Source organism: Spiroplasma floricola 23-6, assembly GCF_002813555.1.
GTDB classification, from domain to species: Bacteria; Bacillota_I; Bacilli_A; order Mycoplasmatales; family Mycoplasmataceae; genus Spiroplasma_A; species Spiroplasma_A floricola.
In genome coordinates this window covers 380,481-395,508 of the sequence record NZ_CP025057.1, presented here as the reverse complement: position 1 = coordinate 395,508, position 15,028 = coordinate 380,481, and the positions used below count along the sequence as shown (strand labels likewise).

Genomic DNA, 15,028 nt, shown 5'->3' with positions numbered 1-15,028 from the left:
TTATCTACTAAAAAAAGATATTAGTTGATAAAATTTTAAATAACTTCCTTATTTTTATCTTATATTTTTTGGCATTGGTGCACTAGTTCTTTTATGTTCTGAGATTTTATGCAAATAATCTACTCTTTCTTTTACTAAATTATTTACCTCTTTTCCACTTATATAATCGTCAATTAAATCATAACTAAATCCTATTTCTGATTCATCAGTTTGATCTTCTCATAAACTTGCAGTTGGTGCTCTATTTATAATAGAATCTGGAACTCCTAAAAGTTTTGCAGCTTCTTTCACTTCTCTTTTTAAAAGTTTAATTATTGGCAATAAATCTACACCTCCATCACCAAATTTTGTAAAATAACCAATATGTCATTCATCAGCATTATCTGTTCCTAATACTAAATAATTATGAGTCTGAGCCATTGAATATAATGAAGACATTCTTAATCTTGCTTTAGTATTTGCAAGAGCTAATTTTGATTGATTGATACCTGAATTATTTAATGATTCTGATATAGCTTCAAATGGCTTAGATAAATCAACTGTAACATTTTTTAAATCTAAGTCTCTAATTAACTCTTCTTTGCATTTTTCATCTAACTCACTTGATTTGCAAGGCATTCATAATGTAATGTAATCATTTGGAAATGCTTTTTTTGCAAGTGCAGCTACAACTGCAGAGTCAATTCCTCCACTTATTCCAACAATAACTCCTTTTTGATTTGCTTTTATTACTTCTTCTCTTATTCATTCAACTAAATATTCTAAATAATCTTTTAATTTCATATTAATCCATTCATTCCAATTCTATATCAAATATTTTAACAATATCACCTTGTTGTGCACCTTTTTCTCTTAAAATATTATAAACTCCTAAATTTTTTAATTTCTCATTAAATAGTAATAAATTATCATAAGTTGAAATTGGAGTTTTTTGATAAATTTTATAAACATCTTCTCCATCAATTTTTCATCTACCATTACCAAGATTTTTTACTTGTATATCTTTTAAATCAGATTCAAATGTGTAAAGTTTGTAATCTTGATCAGTTTCTTCTTTGATTTCTCAAAGAGGAATATCTTTAACTTTTTCTAAAGTTGAGCCAATTTCTAATAGCAATTGATCTATGTTCATTCTATTTAATCCTGAAACTTCGATAATTTTTTTGTCTTTATATTTTTCTTTAAAATACAAAACATTTATTTGAGCTTCATCAATATCCATTTTATTGGCAACTATTATTTCTACTCTTTTTTCTAAATTATAATTATATTCAATAAGTTCTTTTCTAATCAATTCATAATTCTTTATAACATCTTCTGTTGCATAGTTTCCTGACATATCAATTACATGACAAATAATTTTGCATCTTTCAATATGTCTTAAAAATTCATGTCCTAATCCTTTTCCTAAACTTGCTCCTTCAATTAATCCTGGTAAATCTGCAACAGTAAAAGTTCTTCCTTGTTTATCTCTTGAAACTCCTAATTGTGGATTTAAAGTTGTAAAAGGATAATCTGCAACTTGTGGTTTTGAGTTTGAAATAGTTCTTAATAATGTAGATTTTCCCGCATTTGGTAATCCCACAAAACCAACATCTGCTAAAACTTTTAATTCAGCTTTAATATTTATTTCTTGTCCTGGATCTCCTGCTTCAAAGATAGTTGGTGCCTTATTTCTTGAATTTGCAAATCTTGCATTTCCTCTTCCACCTTTACCACCAAAAGCAATTATTTCTTCTTGACCATCACTTATAAAGTCATACAATAATTCATTGTTATCTGCATTGTATATTATAGTTCCTACAGGAACTTTGATATAAATATCTTTACCATTTTTACCGTGCATATTTTTAATATCACCTTTGTGACCATCTTCTGCACTATAAAATTTTTGTAATTTTAAGTCTAATAGTGAAGATTTTCCTTCATCTGCAATAAAGATAACATCTCCACCTTTACCACCATCTCCACCGTTTGGACCTCCATTTGCTACATAAAGTTCATGACGAAAAGAGACAGCTCCATCTCCACCTTTACCTGATTTAATATTAAAATGTGCTAAATCTACAAATTTCATGAACTAACTCTCCTTAAAAAATATTATTCTTCATTGCTAATTGAAATTGAAATTTCTCCATTAATTAACTGATCATGACAGTTGTAACATAAAAATGTTGGCATACCAATTGAAGCATTATAATCATCTAATTCTTGTCAAGCTTCAATTTGAGGTTCTATCATTTCATTTAAATCATCATCATCTATTTCGGGATTTTCCTCTAATATTTCTTGTGCAATTTGGCCTAAAGTTTTAGGTGCCTTTTCATCAATAAAATCAATTTCATCAATTCCACAAACTGAGCAAGTTACTCCAAATAATTGCATCATAACATTTTTTGGATCTTCATATTTTATAAAATCTTCTTCTGTAAAAGCTGTTTTTTTCATAGTTATTTTCCTCTTTTAAATAATTTCATTCAACTCATTTAATAATAACATTGTATTTTCTTTATTAAAATTTAATTTTAATTCTAGTTTTTCATTTCATTCTAAACCAAGTGAATTTGATGCTTTCATAATTATAGCCATTGCTAAATCATTTAAATTACTCTCTTCCAAATTAAATATTGGAAAAACATGATAAAAATAAGTATTTGCTATATTTTCGCAAATATTAAATAAACTTGGATTACTATAATATACAACTTGTTCCATTTTTAATTCTAAATCTTTAAAAACTTGTTGCGCTTTTAATAAGTCATATTTTAAAGGGTTAATTAAAATACTTTGATTGTTTTTTTTCACAATTAATTCTTCATCTATTGCTTGTTCAATTAAAACTAATATTAAAAAACTTTTATATTCTGGTTTGATTTCGGTATTTTGCAAATACTCTTTTATATCATTAATAATAAGTCTTGCATTTAATCCTCTGAGAGCATCAAAAGCCATTAATTGAACATCTTGATTCAGTTTTTTAGACATTGCTTCTAAAACTTTATCAATGTTTCAATTAAATGAATTACTTTTATTTAGATTTGCTTTTTCTATTAATCTAATTTCTATTTTTTGTAGTTTTTCTAAAAAATCTTGAGGTATATATGGTGCATTTAATTCTTCTGAAATTATTCTAAAAGCTTCTTGCAAATTATTTTGCTCTTCAGCTTCTTCAATTTTTTCTAATGTTTCATCATAATAATTTTTCATATTTCACCTCTTGATATATTATATTTTACCTTTTTTAATTAGCCTTTACATTAAATAAGATGGAAACTACGATTAAGTTTTTTAATATTTTATTGAAGATAATTGATAATCCATTATTATTAAAAAACAAAAAAACTTATACAACTAAAAAATTATAGCATATAAGTTTTTTAAGAAGCATAAAAAAAAATAAGCTATTGCTTATTTTTTAACTGCTTTTTTCATTGAACTAGTATCTTTTGTTTTATTATTAATAACTTCTTTAATACGTGCAGCTTTACCTGATAATTTTCTTATATAATAAATTCTTGCTCTTCTTACACGTCCACGTTTAATAATTTCAATTGATTCAATAATTGGTGAATGAACTGGAAATGTTCTTTCAACAAAAACACCATTTGAGTTTTTTCTTACACATACTGAGTATGAAATTCCACTTCCTTGAGTTTTAATAACTACACCTTCAAATGCTTGGATACGATATTTTTCTCCCTCTTTAATTTTTACATTAACTTTAATAGTATCTCCTGATGTAAAATTTGGAAGATTATTATTTAATTGTTCATCAATTAAAGCTTTTGTGTTCTTTGTTAACATATTCATAATTAATTTTCTCCTTTCACTTTTCTTAATTTTTCAATAAATTCTAAGTCTGCTTTTGATAATTTACTTTTTTTTAAAAGATCTGGTCTTTTTATTAAAGTATTTTTTAATCTACCTTCTTGACGATATTTTTCAATATTTGCATGATGGCCACTTGTTAAAACTTCTGGAACAATTTTTCCTCTAAATTCAATAGGCTTAGTATAAACTGGATGGTCCAATAAATTATTTTCAAAACTGTCATTTAAATGAGAATCTTTTGCAATAACTCCATCAATTAGTCTTGTTATTGAATCTAAAATTACTATACTTGCAATTTCTCCCCCTGTTAAAACGTAATCTCCAATTGATAATTCTAAATCTACATATTCAAGAATTCTTTCATCAAAGCCTTCATAATGACCACAAATCAGTATTATATGTTCTTTGTTTAAAGCATACTCTCTTGCAAGATTTTGATTCCAAGTTTTTCCTTGGGGACTTGTTAAAATAACTAAACTGTTTTCTTTTTTACAACTTTCAATTGCATTTACAACTGGTTCAACCATTAGAACCATACCTTTGCCCCCACCAAATTGATAGTCATCAACTTGATTGTGTTTAAAATTTGTATAATCTCTAATATTGATAATTTCAACTTCAATACTATTTTTTTCAATTGCCTTTTTAATAATTGACTCTGATATATATGAATTAATTAAATTTGGAAATAAAGTAATAATTGAAAATTTAATTATAGTAAAACCTCAATTTCTTTTAAATATATTTCTTTATTGACTACATCAATTTTTTCCAGATAAAAATCAACGCAAGGAATTCAAAATTCTTTATTTTCAGTTTTTAATTTAATTAAATCTTGTGCTCCATTAAACATTTCATCAATAACTTTTCCATAAAGTTTATTATTGTAAAAGCATTTAAAATCTATATAGCTAAATGCCTCTTCAATAAATTCAGAATCTTTTTTAACATAAACAATATTATTTACTAATTTTTGAGCACTATCAATACTTGTTATATTTTCAAGAGCAATTATATGCTTTTTATTTAAGAAATAAGATTTCTTAACTTCAAACACATCTAAATTTTTCAAACTATTTTCTAGAAATATTTGTTGATTTAGAAAATCACCAGTAAGAATAAAATTATTTTCTAATTTAAATTTTATTTCACCTTTTAAACCATGTGTTCCAACAATTTTTCCTATTTTTTTTAGATTATTAAGCATATGATTCTAATACCTCTAAATCTATAGCTATCTTTTTAGAAAAAGTTGACGCTTGCGAATTGCAAATATTAGTAATAGATTCAGCAAGATTTTCTGTTTTTTTATCTTTAAAAAGAATAGAATCTCTTTTCTCAATTAATAATATGAATTCGTACTTTTGATCAGTTTCATATTTTTCCTTGAAAACATATTTAATTTCAACAGGAATAATATTTTTTAACAATTCATCTAATATTTTAAAAATATCTTTCATAATTATTCTGCAGAAACCGCTTTTTTAGCTGCAGGTTTTTTAGCTGCACTAGTTGCTTTTTTAGCTGCAGGTTTTTTAGCAACTTTTTCTTTTTTAGGTTGTGAGTTTTTATTTGCTAATTTAACATTGTGTAAATCAGTCATAACACCTTCTTTTGAAAGAATATTTCTTACAGTATCTGTTGGTTGAGCACCTTGTTGCAATCATTTTAATGCTATTTCTTTTTGAACATTTACTTCACCATTAATTGGATTATAAGTTCCAATTAATTCTATATATTCTCCATCACGTTTAACACGAGCGTCAGAAGCAACAATTCTATAAAATGCGGCTCTTTTTTTACCAGCTCTTTTTAATCTTAATTTAACCATGTTTCCTCCTTTTATTTCTATTTAATAACATTAATAATAATAAATTAAAAAATAAGTTTGTCAAGTTAAATTACTTAACAAACTTATTTTAAACATTCTTCGTGAGCATAAAATATTACTCTATTAGAAAAAATATCTTCCTCTTCAAAATATTTATATTCCTCTCTTTCTTCAATTTTTAATTTACACTTATAACAAATTTTAGTATGTATACTTCTTTTCATAACCTTTTAATATTAAAGTCTTTATAGACTTTATGCTAAATGATTTTATTTAATATAAAATTTTAGTTTTTTAAAAATATTTTTAAGTTTTAATTATTTTGAGAAAAATTTATTTCATATACCTATAAAAACTCAAAATAATATTAATATAGCAAAATTTATAATATATAAGCTGTTATCATCACTTTTAATTGACAATATATTTATAACTAAAGTAGTTATAAATATAACTAATGGTAATATAAAAGCTTCAATAGAGTTTTTTCAATTAAATTTACTATTTTCAAGTAACTCTAAAAGACCACCAAAAACATATGTTAATAACATTGTTGAAAATACAATATAAAGTAAATTTTTTAAAAAATTAAGTAATTCAGAATTATATCATGGAGCCTCTTTACTTTCTTGATCAGGTGAAACTTTTGGGAAAAATACTATATTTAAAATAATATTTGCAAATATTATTGTAATTATTAAATAATAAACAAGTAAATGACTTCAATAGATATTTATATCCATTTTTTTAGAAGACATAAATATTGAAACATTATAATGAACCATAGCAATTATAAGTAATGAGGCAATAAAACCTACAAATACATAATTATTAACAGCTGTTTTATTTAAATACATTCCAATTCCTACAAAAGCAAAAATTAAAGTATTTATCATAAATGATATAAACAATGAGTTTTTAAATTTAGAAATATATAAACTTGAGATTTTTCATCTACTTGATTTACTATTGTCCAGATTATTTAAAGCTAAATTATATTTGATTGAATCTCAACTACTATTTGTAAAATAAGATTCAGACATTTTGATTTCCATCATTCCCTTTTGATTTTTAAGAGTTCTTTCTCTCTCCAATTTAAAATTGGTATTAATATTTTCCAGAATTACTTCAACAGAATTACTATATACGGAAATATCTTTTTCCATTAATAGTGCATTTGCTAAAACCTCCATAAAATCTGAAAGATAAATGGGTTTATAACTAATTGTTTTAAAATGTTTTAAAGCTTTTTTTGCTTCTAAAACATCATTATGATCAATAATTTTTTTCAAACCTTGAATGTAAGTTATTGTGTTTTCAAATTCAAACAATATATTATTTCTTAAATTTTTTCTATAACTTTTTAAATTAACAAATCTAGAAAATAATAGATTTTTAATAGCACCATAAATTACAGTAAAAATCATACCTAGTAATATTAACTTAAATGGATCAAATAATTGAAACATCAAATCTGTTTTATCCAAACTATTTACTCATGCATTATAAAAGTAATACATAAAAAATAACACACATATAAATACTAATTGTATACTAAACTTTTTCATATCTTCATTCCTAACTTTTCTTTTATGGATTAATAATTAAATTGAAATTGTTCAAGTCAAAACTTATCTTCTTTGAAACCCAACTTTTTGTAAATATTAAAAGCATCATCACTTCCAAATAAATAAAGCTCATTTTGGTTTTTTTCCATTGACCAATTTATAAGCGATTTCATTAAAAATGTTGCAATACCTTTTCCTCTTGCTTTTTCACTAATTGCAATATCATCAACAATTGTACACTTGTTATCAAAATGAGTTAAATGCCCTGTACCAACAATTTCATTGTTATATTTGACAACAAATAATTCACTAATTTGCTGATATTCATCAAAAATTCCATAAAACTTATTAGAGTCACTTACTTCATCACTAAATACTTCTGCTATTATTTTTACAAACGAGTCTAATTCTTTTTTATTTTCTAATTTTAGAAATTCAGTATTTTTAATTTCATAATTACTAAATCTTTTAATCTTATTTAAATTTAATTCCATAAACTTGTAATTACCTTTAAATTTAATATTTTCTAGAGGTTGATTGTTATAAGCTTTTTCAGTGAAATTAATTAAATACTTTGGTTCATATTTTTTTAGTTCCCGTGAAAAATTTTCTTTATAATTTCAATTACTTGTAACAATTGCATTTGAATGATTATCACACTCTAATATTTCAAAATTATCTAATTTTATTCTGTTGAAATGATTGTAAACTGGATCTACAAAATAGCTTAAGTAGGTTGTTGCTATCAAATCATATTTATTATTATTTGAAATTTTATGATTGTATTTTAATTTCATATTTTTGCTCCTAGATTTTCATTCTACTCTCTATTATATTACAAAATTATAAAAAAAATACTAGTTCACAAACTAGTATCTATTTTTCTTAATGGCGCCCACGAGAAGATTCGAACTTCTGACCCTACGCTTAGAAGGCGCATGCTCTATCCTACTGAGCTACGTGGGCAAAATAAGACAAAATAATAATAGCAAATTTTTTTAAATAATACTATTTATTTTTAATCTTTTTTTCATCTTAATAATTTTAAAGGTAATTCTAGATTAGAGATATAGTTTTTTGATTTTTGTATATTATTTTCAAACATTTTTTCATAATCAAAACACATATTTTTAAAATTTGAGTATAATTTTTCAATAACTTCATTGGTTTGAACTGTATGATCAAGAGGATGAGGTCCCATTAAAATTATTATATTTTTAAATAGTTCACCTAAATCATAGTTCATTTTAGATGCTGTTGTACTTTCAACACCCAACATTAAACTCATAATCTTTCCTATTTTATAAAAAAAAGCTTTATTATAAAAATCTTCAATATTTGTATACTTCAACTCCAAAACTTCATTAATATTATCTTCTGTAATCAAAAAATCTGATACTAATAAATTTTCAACATCCAAAATTCTTTTAAATTTACCCTCTTTTTGCTCTTCAAATAAATTAAGAACATCCACAAATAATTTTTTCTTTGGCCATATTCTAGAATCAATCAAACTAGGTAAATATTCGTGAATTAATAATATCAATCTTAATTTTGCAAGAACAGTATATATAATTTCTGAAGTTCTTACTAAAGTAGCTTTATTATAATTTACAAATCTTTCTCCTTTTGTTTCAATATATGGAATTAAAACCTCTATATTTATGTTTTGATTTGCAAAAGGTGACAATACTTTTATTTCTGAGTTTTTTAAATCTCTTTTAAGCTCATTTTCCTTTTTGAATATCTTATCTTCAAAAATAAACAATGGTAAATAATTTTTAACTTGATCAAATAACTCTTCTCCATCATCAAGCATAGTAACTGCACTAATTTCATCTTTCATTAGTATTGTTGTTAGTTTTGTCAATTGAAATAAAGCTTTAAATCTCTCTTTTAAATCAAAATTATCTCATTTTGATGATGAAAAGTTACTTAAAAATAATAGTCACTCTTCATCATTTTTTATTAATTCATATGTCTCAGATAAATAATCTAATTCCTTTTCTTTTCATTCTCTTCCTGAATTAAATTTTCTTAAAAGAACTTCCTTTTTATAACATTTTTCAATTCTTTGATATAAACCTTGTTTCTCTTCTATAGCAATTAAACTTAAAGTGAAGAAAAAAGGATAAAGCATTGAGGTTTTTGTTTTTCCATCATCTGATTTATGGTTTATATCATATTCATAATTTATTGTACATTCTCTTATATATGCTTGAACTAAGTTTTTTCACATATCATATGTTCTAAAGCAATATTCATTTATATAAGGGAGCAATAAATCTGAAATTATTTCTTCACATAGTTGATATGTTTCTATATCCTTCAAATTAGCCTTTTTAGGTTTATCTTTAACAAATCTATATCTTATTTTATAAATTTCTTCATATCTTTCTAAAATATAGTCAGTATAAGAATTACTATCTTCTAGAGGTATTTCTTCTAAAACAATTCCTCTATATAGAGAATATTGAATAACACCTAAATAAACTACTGGATATAAGTTATAAATAAGTTCTTTTTGAGTAGTAATATAATATTTTAATTGAGCATTTTCTTGAACTAAATTGTGTAATCCAAATCAAAAAATGCTTTGCTTATCAATTTCTTTCATTTTCGCCTTTCATTTGTTAAAATAAAGTTTTAATAAATTCTTTCATTGAATTTATTGCTCTATTTGAATAAAGTTCTTTCTTTTCTTCTTTTTTAATTTTAAACTTAATTTCTAAATTTTCAACAATACTTCAATTTGCTTTCATAGGTTGAAAATTTTTAGAGTCAGTTGAAATTATATAATTTTGTAATGCTCCCATTACACTATCTTTTGGAAATTTTTTAAGTTCTTTATTTTTTAACATTCTTGCTATATTAATTGCTGCAATTATTCCTGAAGAAGTTGATTCAACATAGCCTTCAACTCCTGTTATTTGTCCCGCAAAGAAAATATTTGGATTTGATTTTAATTGATTAAATTCATTTAAAAGTTTTGGTGAATTAATAAAGTTATTTTGATGCATAACTCCATATCTTACAAAATTAGCTTTTTCTAATCCAGGAATTAATCTAAATACTCTTTTTTGTTCAGATCATGTTAAATTTGTTTGAAAACCAACAAAGTTATATAAATTATCTGCTGCATTATCTTGTCTTAATTGAACTACTGCAAAATTATTGCTTCCATCTAAATTTCTAAGTCCAGCAGGTTTTAAAGGACCAAAAGTTAATGTATCAAAACCTCTTTTAGCCATAACTTCAATAGGCATACATCCTTCAAAATATTTTAAATTTTTTTCTGATTCTAAATGAACTGGAGCTAATTGTGCATTTACAAGTTCATTATAAAATAACTCATATTGTTCTTTATTCATAGGACAATTTATATAATCTTGTGTCTCTCCTTTTTCATATCTGTTTTTTCTAAAAGCAATACTCATATCAATAGAATCTTTTGTAATAATTGGTGCCACTGCGTCAAAAAAATAAAAATAATCTTCACCAATTAACGAAGCAATTTCAAGTTGCAAATTCTCACTTGTTAGTGGTCCTGATGCAATTAAAGTTATTTCATTTTTATTAATTTTTGTATATTCTTTTTCAATAACTTCAATATTATTGTCATTTTTCATTGTATCAGTAATATATTTTGAAAATTTATCTCTATCAACTGCTAGACTTCCTCCAGCTGGAATTTGAGCAAATTCTGCTGCCTTTATTATTAATGAATCAAACATTCTCATTTCATCTTTAAGAGTACCTACAGCATTTTTTAAATCTGTAGATCTTAAAGTATTTGAACAAACTAATTCTGCAAAATAATCTAATTTTTGAACAGGATTCCTTTCAATAGATTTTTTTTCATATAATTTTACTTTTATATTTCTTTTTGATAATTGATAAGCTGCTTCACATCCTGAAAGACCTGCTCCAATTATATTAACTATTTTTTCCATTTATTGATTATAACAAAAAATAAATTTAAAAAATTAAATAAGAACTGTTAAGTTCATTTAATTTTAAAAATTTATCTCTATTATGACTCTCATTTAAGTTTGAATGAAGCTCCTAGTGTGAATGCAGTAACCATAGCAAGAGAAACACCAAGATAAACTCCTGTAGTTACATTGAAGACAAATCTTCCTGCTCAAGCACTTATAAATGGATCCATACAATATTTAAATATATTCAAATAAGTGGCATATTTTAAAACACTACTTGCCATAATTAAATCAATTGGAATAAATGATCCACTTAAAAATGCTATAGGCATATAAAGAACATTTGAAACAGCAATATAAGTTGTTGTTGATTTAAAAATACTTGCTAGTAACATTCCTAATGATACTGATTGAACTAAAGTTAACAATAAGAAAGGTAAAGATTCACCAATTTGATATGGTAAAGCAACATTAGCTCAACCAAATTCATTTCCAAACATTATTCCAGCTCAAAGTAAAGTTCATAAGAAACCAATTATCATAAAGAATATCCCCATAAGAACAACAGTCAATATAAAGAAAATTGGTTTTATATTTGTAGCTCCTATCCTTTTCATAAGAACACTATTTTTAAATTCTAAAATCGTTTGTGGAACTATAAAAATACCAACTGATATTATTTGCATAAGTGCTAGAGAACCTATTAAATTATGTAATAAAGTTCATTTTGCTTGACCTTCAACCACTGGCATCATTTTAAAGACAAATCCCTCTAAGAATAATAAAATTAGTGGAAAGAAAAATAAGAAAAAAGGAACTGCAAAACCTTTATAGTAATATTTCAATAATAATTTTATTAAAGGTATATTTTTACCTTTATCTTTTTCACTGTTTATTATTCTATCAAGTCTATTTTTACTTTTTTTATTAGGTACCTCTGATATAGATTCCATATCATGGGCTTTTTCTTCTTTAAATTTTTTTCATGTGAAATTATGAACTGATCCGTATTTTGCTACTAAATCTTTTACAAGACCTCTTTCTTTAATCACACCATTATGAATATAAATATATTTCTCACAAAGTTCTTCAATTTCGCTCATCATATGAGTAACTAAAATCATTGCTTTATTTTTATTTATAACATTCTCTTTAATTGCATCAAAGATTTCACTTCTAACTTCAATATCAAGACCAGTTGAAATTTCATCAAAAATAACTAAATCGGGATTATGAATTAAACTTAAAAGAATATTTACTCTTTGTTGTTGTCCTCCACTTAATCCTTCTAAAAATTTCTTTTTAAAACTATCTATTTGAAATTTTTTTAAAATTTCATTTAAATTTTCTTCTGTCATTGGAATATTAAAAGTCTCTAAATAATACTTAATCATATCTAAAACTGTTATACCAATTGGATATTTTGATTCTTGAAATTGTAAACCCAGAGTCATATTTTCTTGTCTAGTAACTTTCCCTGTTGTTGGTTTTCTAATTCCACCAATAATTTCACTTAATGTAGATTTACCCCCACCATTAGGTCCAATTACTCCAATTCTATCTCCTGGATTAATAATTAAGCTAACATCATCTAGAGCTTTTTTATTTTTATAAACTTTTGATACATTTATAATTTCAACTAATGCTCTATTTTCATCGATTTGTGGTTTTTTATTATCTATTATTTTTTCATCATTTATCATTTTATTTACACTTTCTATGACTTTAAAAATTGTCTACTTTTCTATAATATACTAAAAAAATTTTAGTAAATCTATAAAAGAAAAGTTAAAAATATTTTAATAAAAAAAGTAAAACTTTAAAAGCTTTACTTTTTATCCCATAAGACCTGCATCATATAGTTTTTTAAAATGTCCATCTTTATTTTTTAATTCACTAAAAGTTCCCACCTGAGCAATACCTTTTTCTGGTGCAAGAACAATAATTTGATCAACATTTTTAATAGTACTTAATCTATGAGCGATAGTAACAGTTGTTCTACCTTTCATTAAACTATCTAATTTTGCTTGAATTTCTTTTTCTACAATATTATCTAAAGCACTTGTTGCTTCATCTAAAATTAATAATTGTGGATCTTTCAAGAACATTCTTGCAATAACAAGTCTTTGTTTTTGACCCCCTGATAACATAAATCCTCTTTCACCAAGAATTGTTTTATATCCTTCAGGTCAAGTCATAACTAAATCATGTAATTCAGCCAACTTAGCAGCTTCAATTGCTTCTTCATCTGTTGCATCAAATCTCCCATATTTAATGTTATCTAAAACATCTCCAAATAGAATTTGAGGTTCTTGTTCAACATAACCAACTTTATCTAAGTAACTTGCCAAATTAACTTCTTTTAAATCATATTTTTCATTAATTAAAACATTACCTTTATATGGGTCATAAAATCTTAATAAAAGTTTTGCAATTGTTGATTTCCCTGCTCCAGTTTCTCCAACAAATGCATATGATTTACCATGTTCAAATGTAAATGAAAATTTAGGAATAATTACTTTTTCTGGTTTTTCAGGATATCTAAATTCAACATCTTTAAAAATAATATCTTTGTCAATATTTTCAATATGAATTCCTTCACTAGGATCATAGTGAGGATCAATTCTTGATTTTGCTCCAAGAATTTCTTCTATTCTAACAGCAGAAGTTGATGCCATTATTAATCCAGCTTGTAATCTAGCAACTTGCATAATTGGACCTACCATTGTCCCAACTGAAGAAATAAATGCTGTTAAAACTATTGAAAGAGTTCCTGGTTCATTATGTCATTTTATAGCTGCTGCTATAACAATAATCATCTGAATTGAACTTACCCCTGCTACTAAAACTGTAATAACTGTTGATTGTAATTTTATTAAACTACTTGATTTTTTAAAGTAATCTTTGTGAATTTCTTTAAATCTTTCAGTTTCATAGTTTTCTGTTCCTGAAGCTTTAATCAATCTAACTGTTGCAATTCTGTCAGTTACATCTCCGTTAATGTTTGTAATTGAATCTCTTGTTTTTAAAGCAGCTTTTTTAACCACTCCAAATGTAGAGAAAATTGAAGTAACAATAATTGCCATAGTAACTATTACAACTACTGTTAAATAAACATTAATTGTAAACATCATAATTAATGCTCCAAAGAATGTAAATGCTGCACTCATCATTGTAACTGGTACTTGCTGTGCTTGATCACCAATAATTTGTGTATCAGATACAATTTTTGTTAAAATTTCACCAATTTTTTTATCTGAGTAATAACTCATATCTTGTTTAACTAATTTTTCAAGTGCTTTGTTTCTTAATTCAATTTCAATATTTTTACCCATAATTCCTGCAAGGAAGTTTGAAGCAAATGTAAATATTGCCAATGAACCAAATAGACCTAATTGAACATAAATTCAATCTTGTCAACGCAAATCAAGACCAAAAAGCCCTGTTGTAAAGAAGTAACTACCTGGTTCACCTTTAACAGTTACTAAAAGAGTATTTCTAGCATTATGAATACTATTAAGTGCCTCTTGAATTGATGAAATATTTGCATTTTCTCATCCATTTTCTAGACCTGGTCAATCCTTATTTAAACCAGTTGGAGCTGTTAAAACAGTCATTATATTTTCAATTATTTTCGGACTTAGTACACTAGTAATTGAAGAAGCCAAAGTAAGTATTACTAAAAATACACCTATCATTGGATGTCTTTTTATGTAATGAGAGATAATTGCAAAAAATGATTTACCACTTCTTTTTGTTTTAAATTCAGGCATAGAACCTTTATTTTGAGGAATCACTTCTTGAAAATTATCCTTTTGTTTTGTTTTAGCCATTTATATTTTTTCACCTTTTTTCTTATA

At 24.9% G+C, this 15,028-nt stretch carries 15 protein-coding genes and 1 tRNA gene; all 16 read right to left on the bottom strand.

The annotated features are described in order from the left end of the window. Nucleotides 1-54: 54 nt before the first annotated feature. The 16 genes from nadE to SFLOR_RS01800 all read right to left on the bottom strand — a co-directional run bounded on the left by nadE (nucleotide 55) and on the right by SFLOR_RS01800 (nucleotide 15,001). Nucleotides 55-789 (bottom strand): NAD(+) synthase, encoded by a 735-nt coding sequence (gene nadE / locus SFLOR_RS01875; RefSeq protein ID WP_342748159.1) that lies wholly within the window; start codon nucleotides 787-789, stop codon nucleotides 55-57. After that, a complete protein-coding gene (gene obgE, locus SFLOR_RS01870) occupies nucleotides 785-2,077 on the bottom strand; it encodes a GTPase ObgE (protein WP_100916400.1) in 1,293 nt (430 codons plus the stop codon). The genes nadE and obgE overlap by 5 nt, the downstream gene beginning before the upstream one ends. Before the next feature lie 23 nt (nucleotides 2,078-2,100). After that, the gene (locus SFLOR_RS01865) at nucleotides 2,101-2,448 is read right to left on the bottom strand and encodes a hypothetical protein (RefSeq protein ID WP_100916399.1); all 348 of its coding nucleotides are present in this window, start codon (nucleotides 2,446-2,448) and stop codon (nucleotides 2,101-2,103) included. A gap of 15 nt (nucleotides 2,449-2,463) precedes the next feature. Further along, nucleotides 2,464-3,207 carry a DUF3196 family protein gene (locus SFLOR_RS01860; RefSeq protein ID WP_100916398.1) on the bottom strand — a complete coding sequence of 248 codons (744 nt, stop codon included), beginning with the start codon at nucleotides 3,205-3,207 and terminating at the stop codon, nucleotides 2,464-2,466. 201 nt (nucleotides 3,208-3,408) lie between these two features. Next, nucleotides 3,409-3,810, bottom strand: coding sequence for a 50S ribosomal protein L19 (rplS, locus tag SFLOR_RS01855; RefSeq protein WP_169919181.1), 402 nt, complete (start codon nucleotides 3,808-3,810; stop codon nucleotides 3,409-3,411). Between the two features lie 2 nt (nucleotides 3,811-3,812). Next, nucleotides 3,813-4,544: a tRNA (guanosine(37)-N1)-methyltransferase TrmD gene (trmD, locus tag SFLOR_RS01850; RefSeq protein ID WP_100916396.1), complete on the bottom strand. Its 732-nt coding sequence runs from the start codon at nucleotides 4,542-4,544 to the stop codon at nucleotides 3,813-3,815. After that, nucleotides 4,544-5,038, bottom strand: coding sequence for a ribosome maturation factor RimM (gene rimM / locus SFLOR_RS01845; RefSeq protein ID WP_100916395.1), 495 nt, complete (start codon nucleotides 5,036-5,038; stop codon nucleotides 4,544-4,546). Before rimM ends, trmD begins: the two co-directional genes overlap by 1 nt. Beyond that, nucleotides 5,031-5,291 (bottom strand): hypothetical protein, encoded by a 261-nt coding sequence (locus SFLOR_RS01840; RefSeq protein ID WP_100916394.1) that lies wholly within the window; start codon nucleotides 5,289-5,291, stop codon nucleotides 5,031-5,033. The genes rimM and SFLOR_RS01840 overlap by 8 nt, the downstream gene beginning before the upstream one ends. A 2-nt stretch (nucleotides 5,292-5,293) precedes the next feature. Continuing rightward, nucleotides 5,294-5,662, bottom strand: a complete 369-nt coding sequence (rpsP, locus tag SFLOR_RS06120) for a 30S ribosomal protein S16 (protein ID WP_100916393.1) — start codon at nucleotides 5,660-5,662, stop codon at nucleotides 5,294-5,296. Between the two features lie 317 nt (nucleotides 5,663-5,979). Next, entirely contained in the window at nucleotides 5,980-7,230 is a 1,251-nt protein-coding gene (locus SFLOR_RS01830; protein WP_100916392.1) for a hypothetical protein, read from the bottom strand. A gap of 29 nt (nucleotides 7,231-7,259) precedes the next feature. Further along, complete coding sequence (locus SFLOR_RS01825) at nucleotides 7,260-8,027, bottom strand: GNAT family N-acetyltransferase (RefSeq protein ID WP_100916391.1); 768 nt, start codon at nucleotides 8,025-8,027, stop codon at nucleotides 7,260-7,262. 92 nt (nucleotides 8,028-8,119) lie between these two features. Then, nucleotides 8,120-8,196: transfer RNA gene (locus SFLOR_RS01820), tRNA-Arg, on the bottom strand. A 52-nt stretch (nucleotides 8,197-8,248) separates the two neighbouring features. Continuing rightward, the gene (locus tag SFLOR_RS01815; RefSeq protein ID WP_100916390.1) at nucleotides 8,249-9,847 is read right to left on the bottom strand and encodes a hypothetical protein; all 1,599 of its coding nucleotides are present in this window, start codon (nucleotides 9,845-9,847) and stop codon (nucleotides 8,249-8,251) included. 16 nt (nucleotides 9,848-9,863) lie between these two features. Then, nucleotides 9,864-11,183, bottom strand: coding sequence for a methylenetetrahydrofolate--tRNA-(uracil(54)-C(5))-methyltransferase (FADH(2)-oxidizing) TrmFO (gene trmFO, locus SFLOR_RS01810; RefSeq protein ID WP_100916389.1), 1,320 nt, complete (start codon nucleotides 11,181-11,183; stop codon nucleotides 9,864-9,866). Nucleotides 11,184-11,263: 80 nt separating this feature from the next. Then, nucleotides 11,264-12,871: an ABC transporter ATP-binding protein/permease gene (locus tag SFLOR_RS01805; RefSeq protein ID WP_100916388.1), complete on the bottom strand. Its 1,608-nt coding sequence runs from the start codon at nucleotides 12,869-12,871 to the stop codon at nucleotides 11,264-11,266. A gap of 132 nt (nucleotides 12,872-13,003) precedes the next feature. Further along, the gene (locus SFLOR_RS01800; protein ID WP_100916387.1) at nucleotides 13,004-15,001 is read right to left on the bottom strand and encodes an ABC transporter ATP-binding protein; all 1,998 of its coding nucleotides are present in this window, start codon (nucleotides 14,999-15,001) and stop codon (nucleotides 13,004-13,006) included. Nucleotides 15,002-15,028 lie beyond the last annotated feature (27 nt).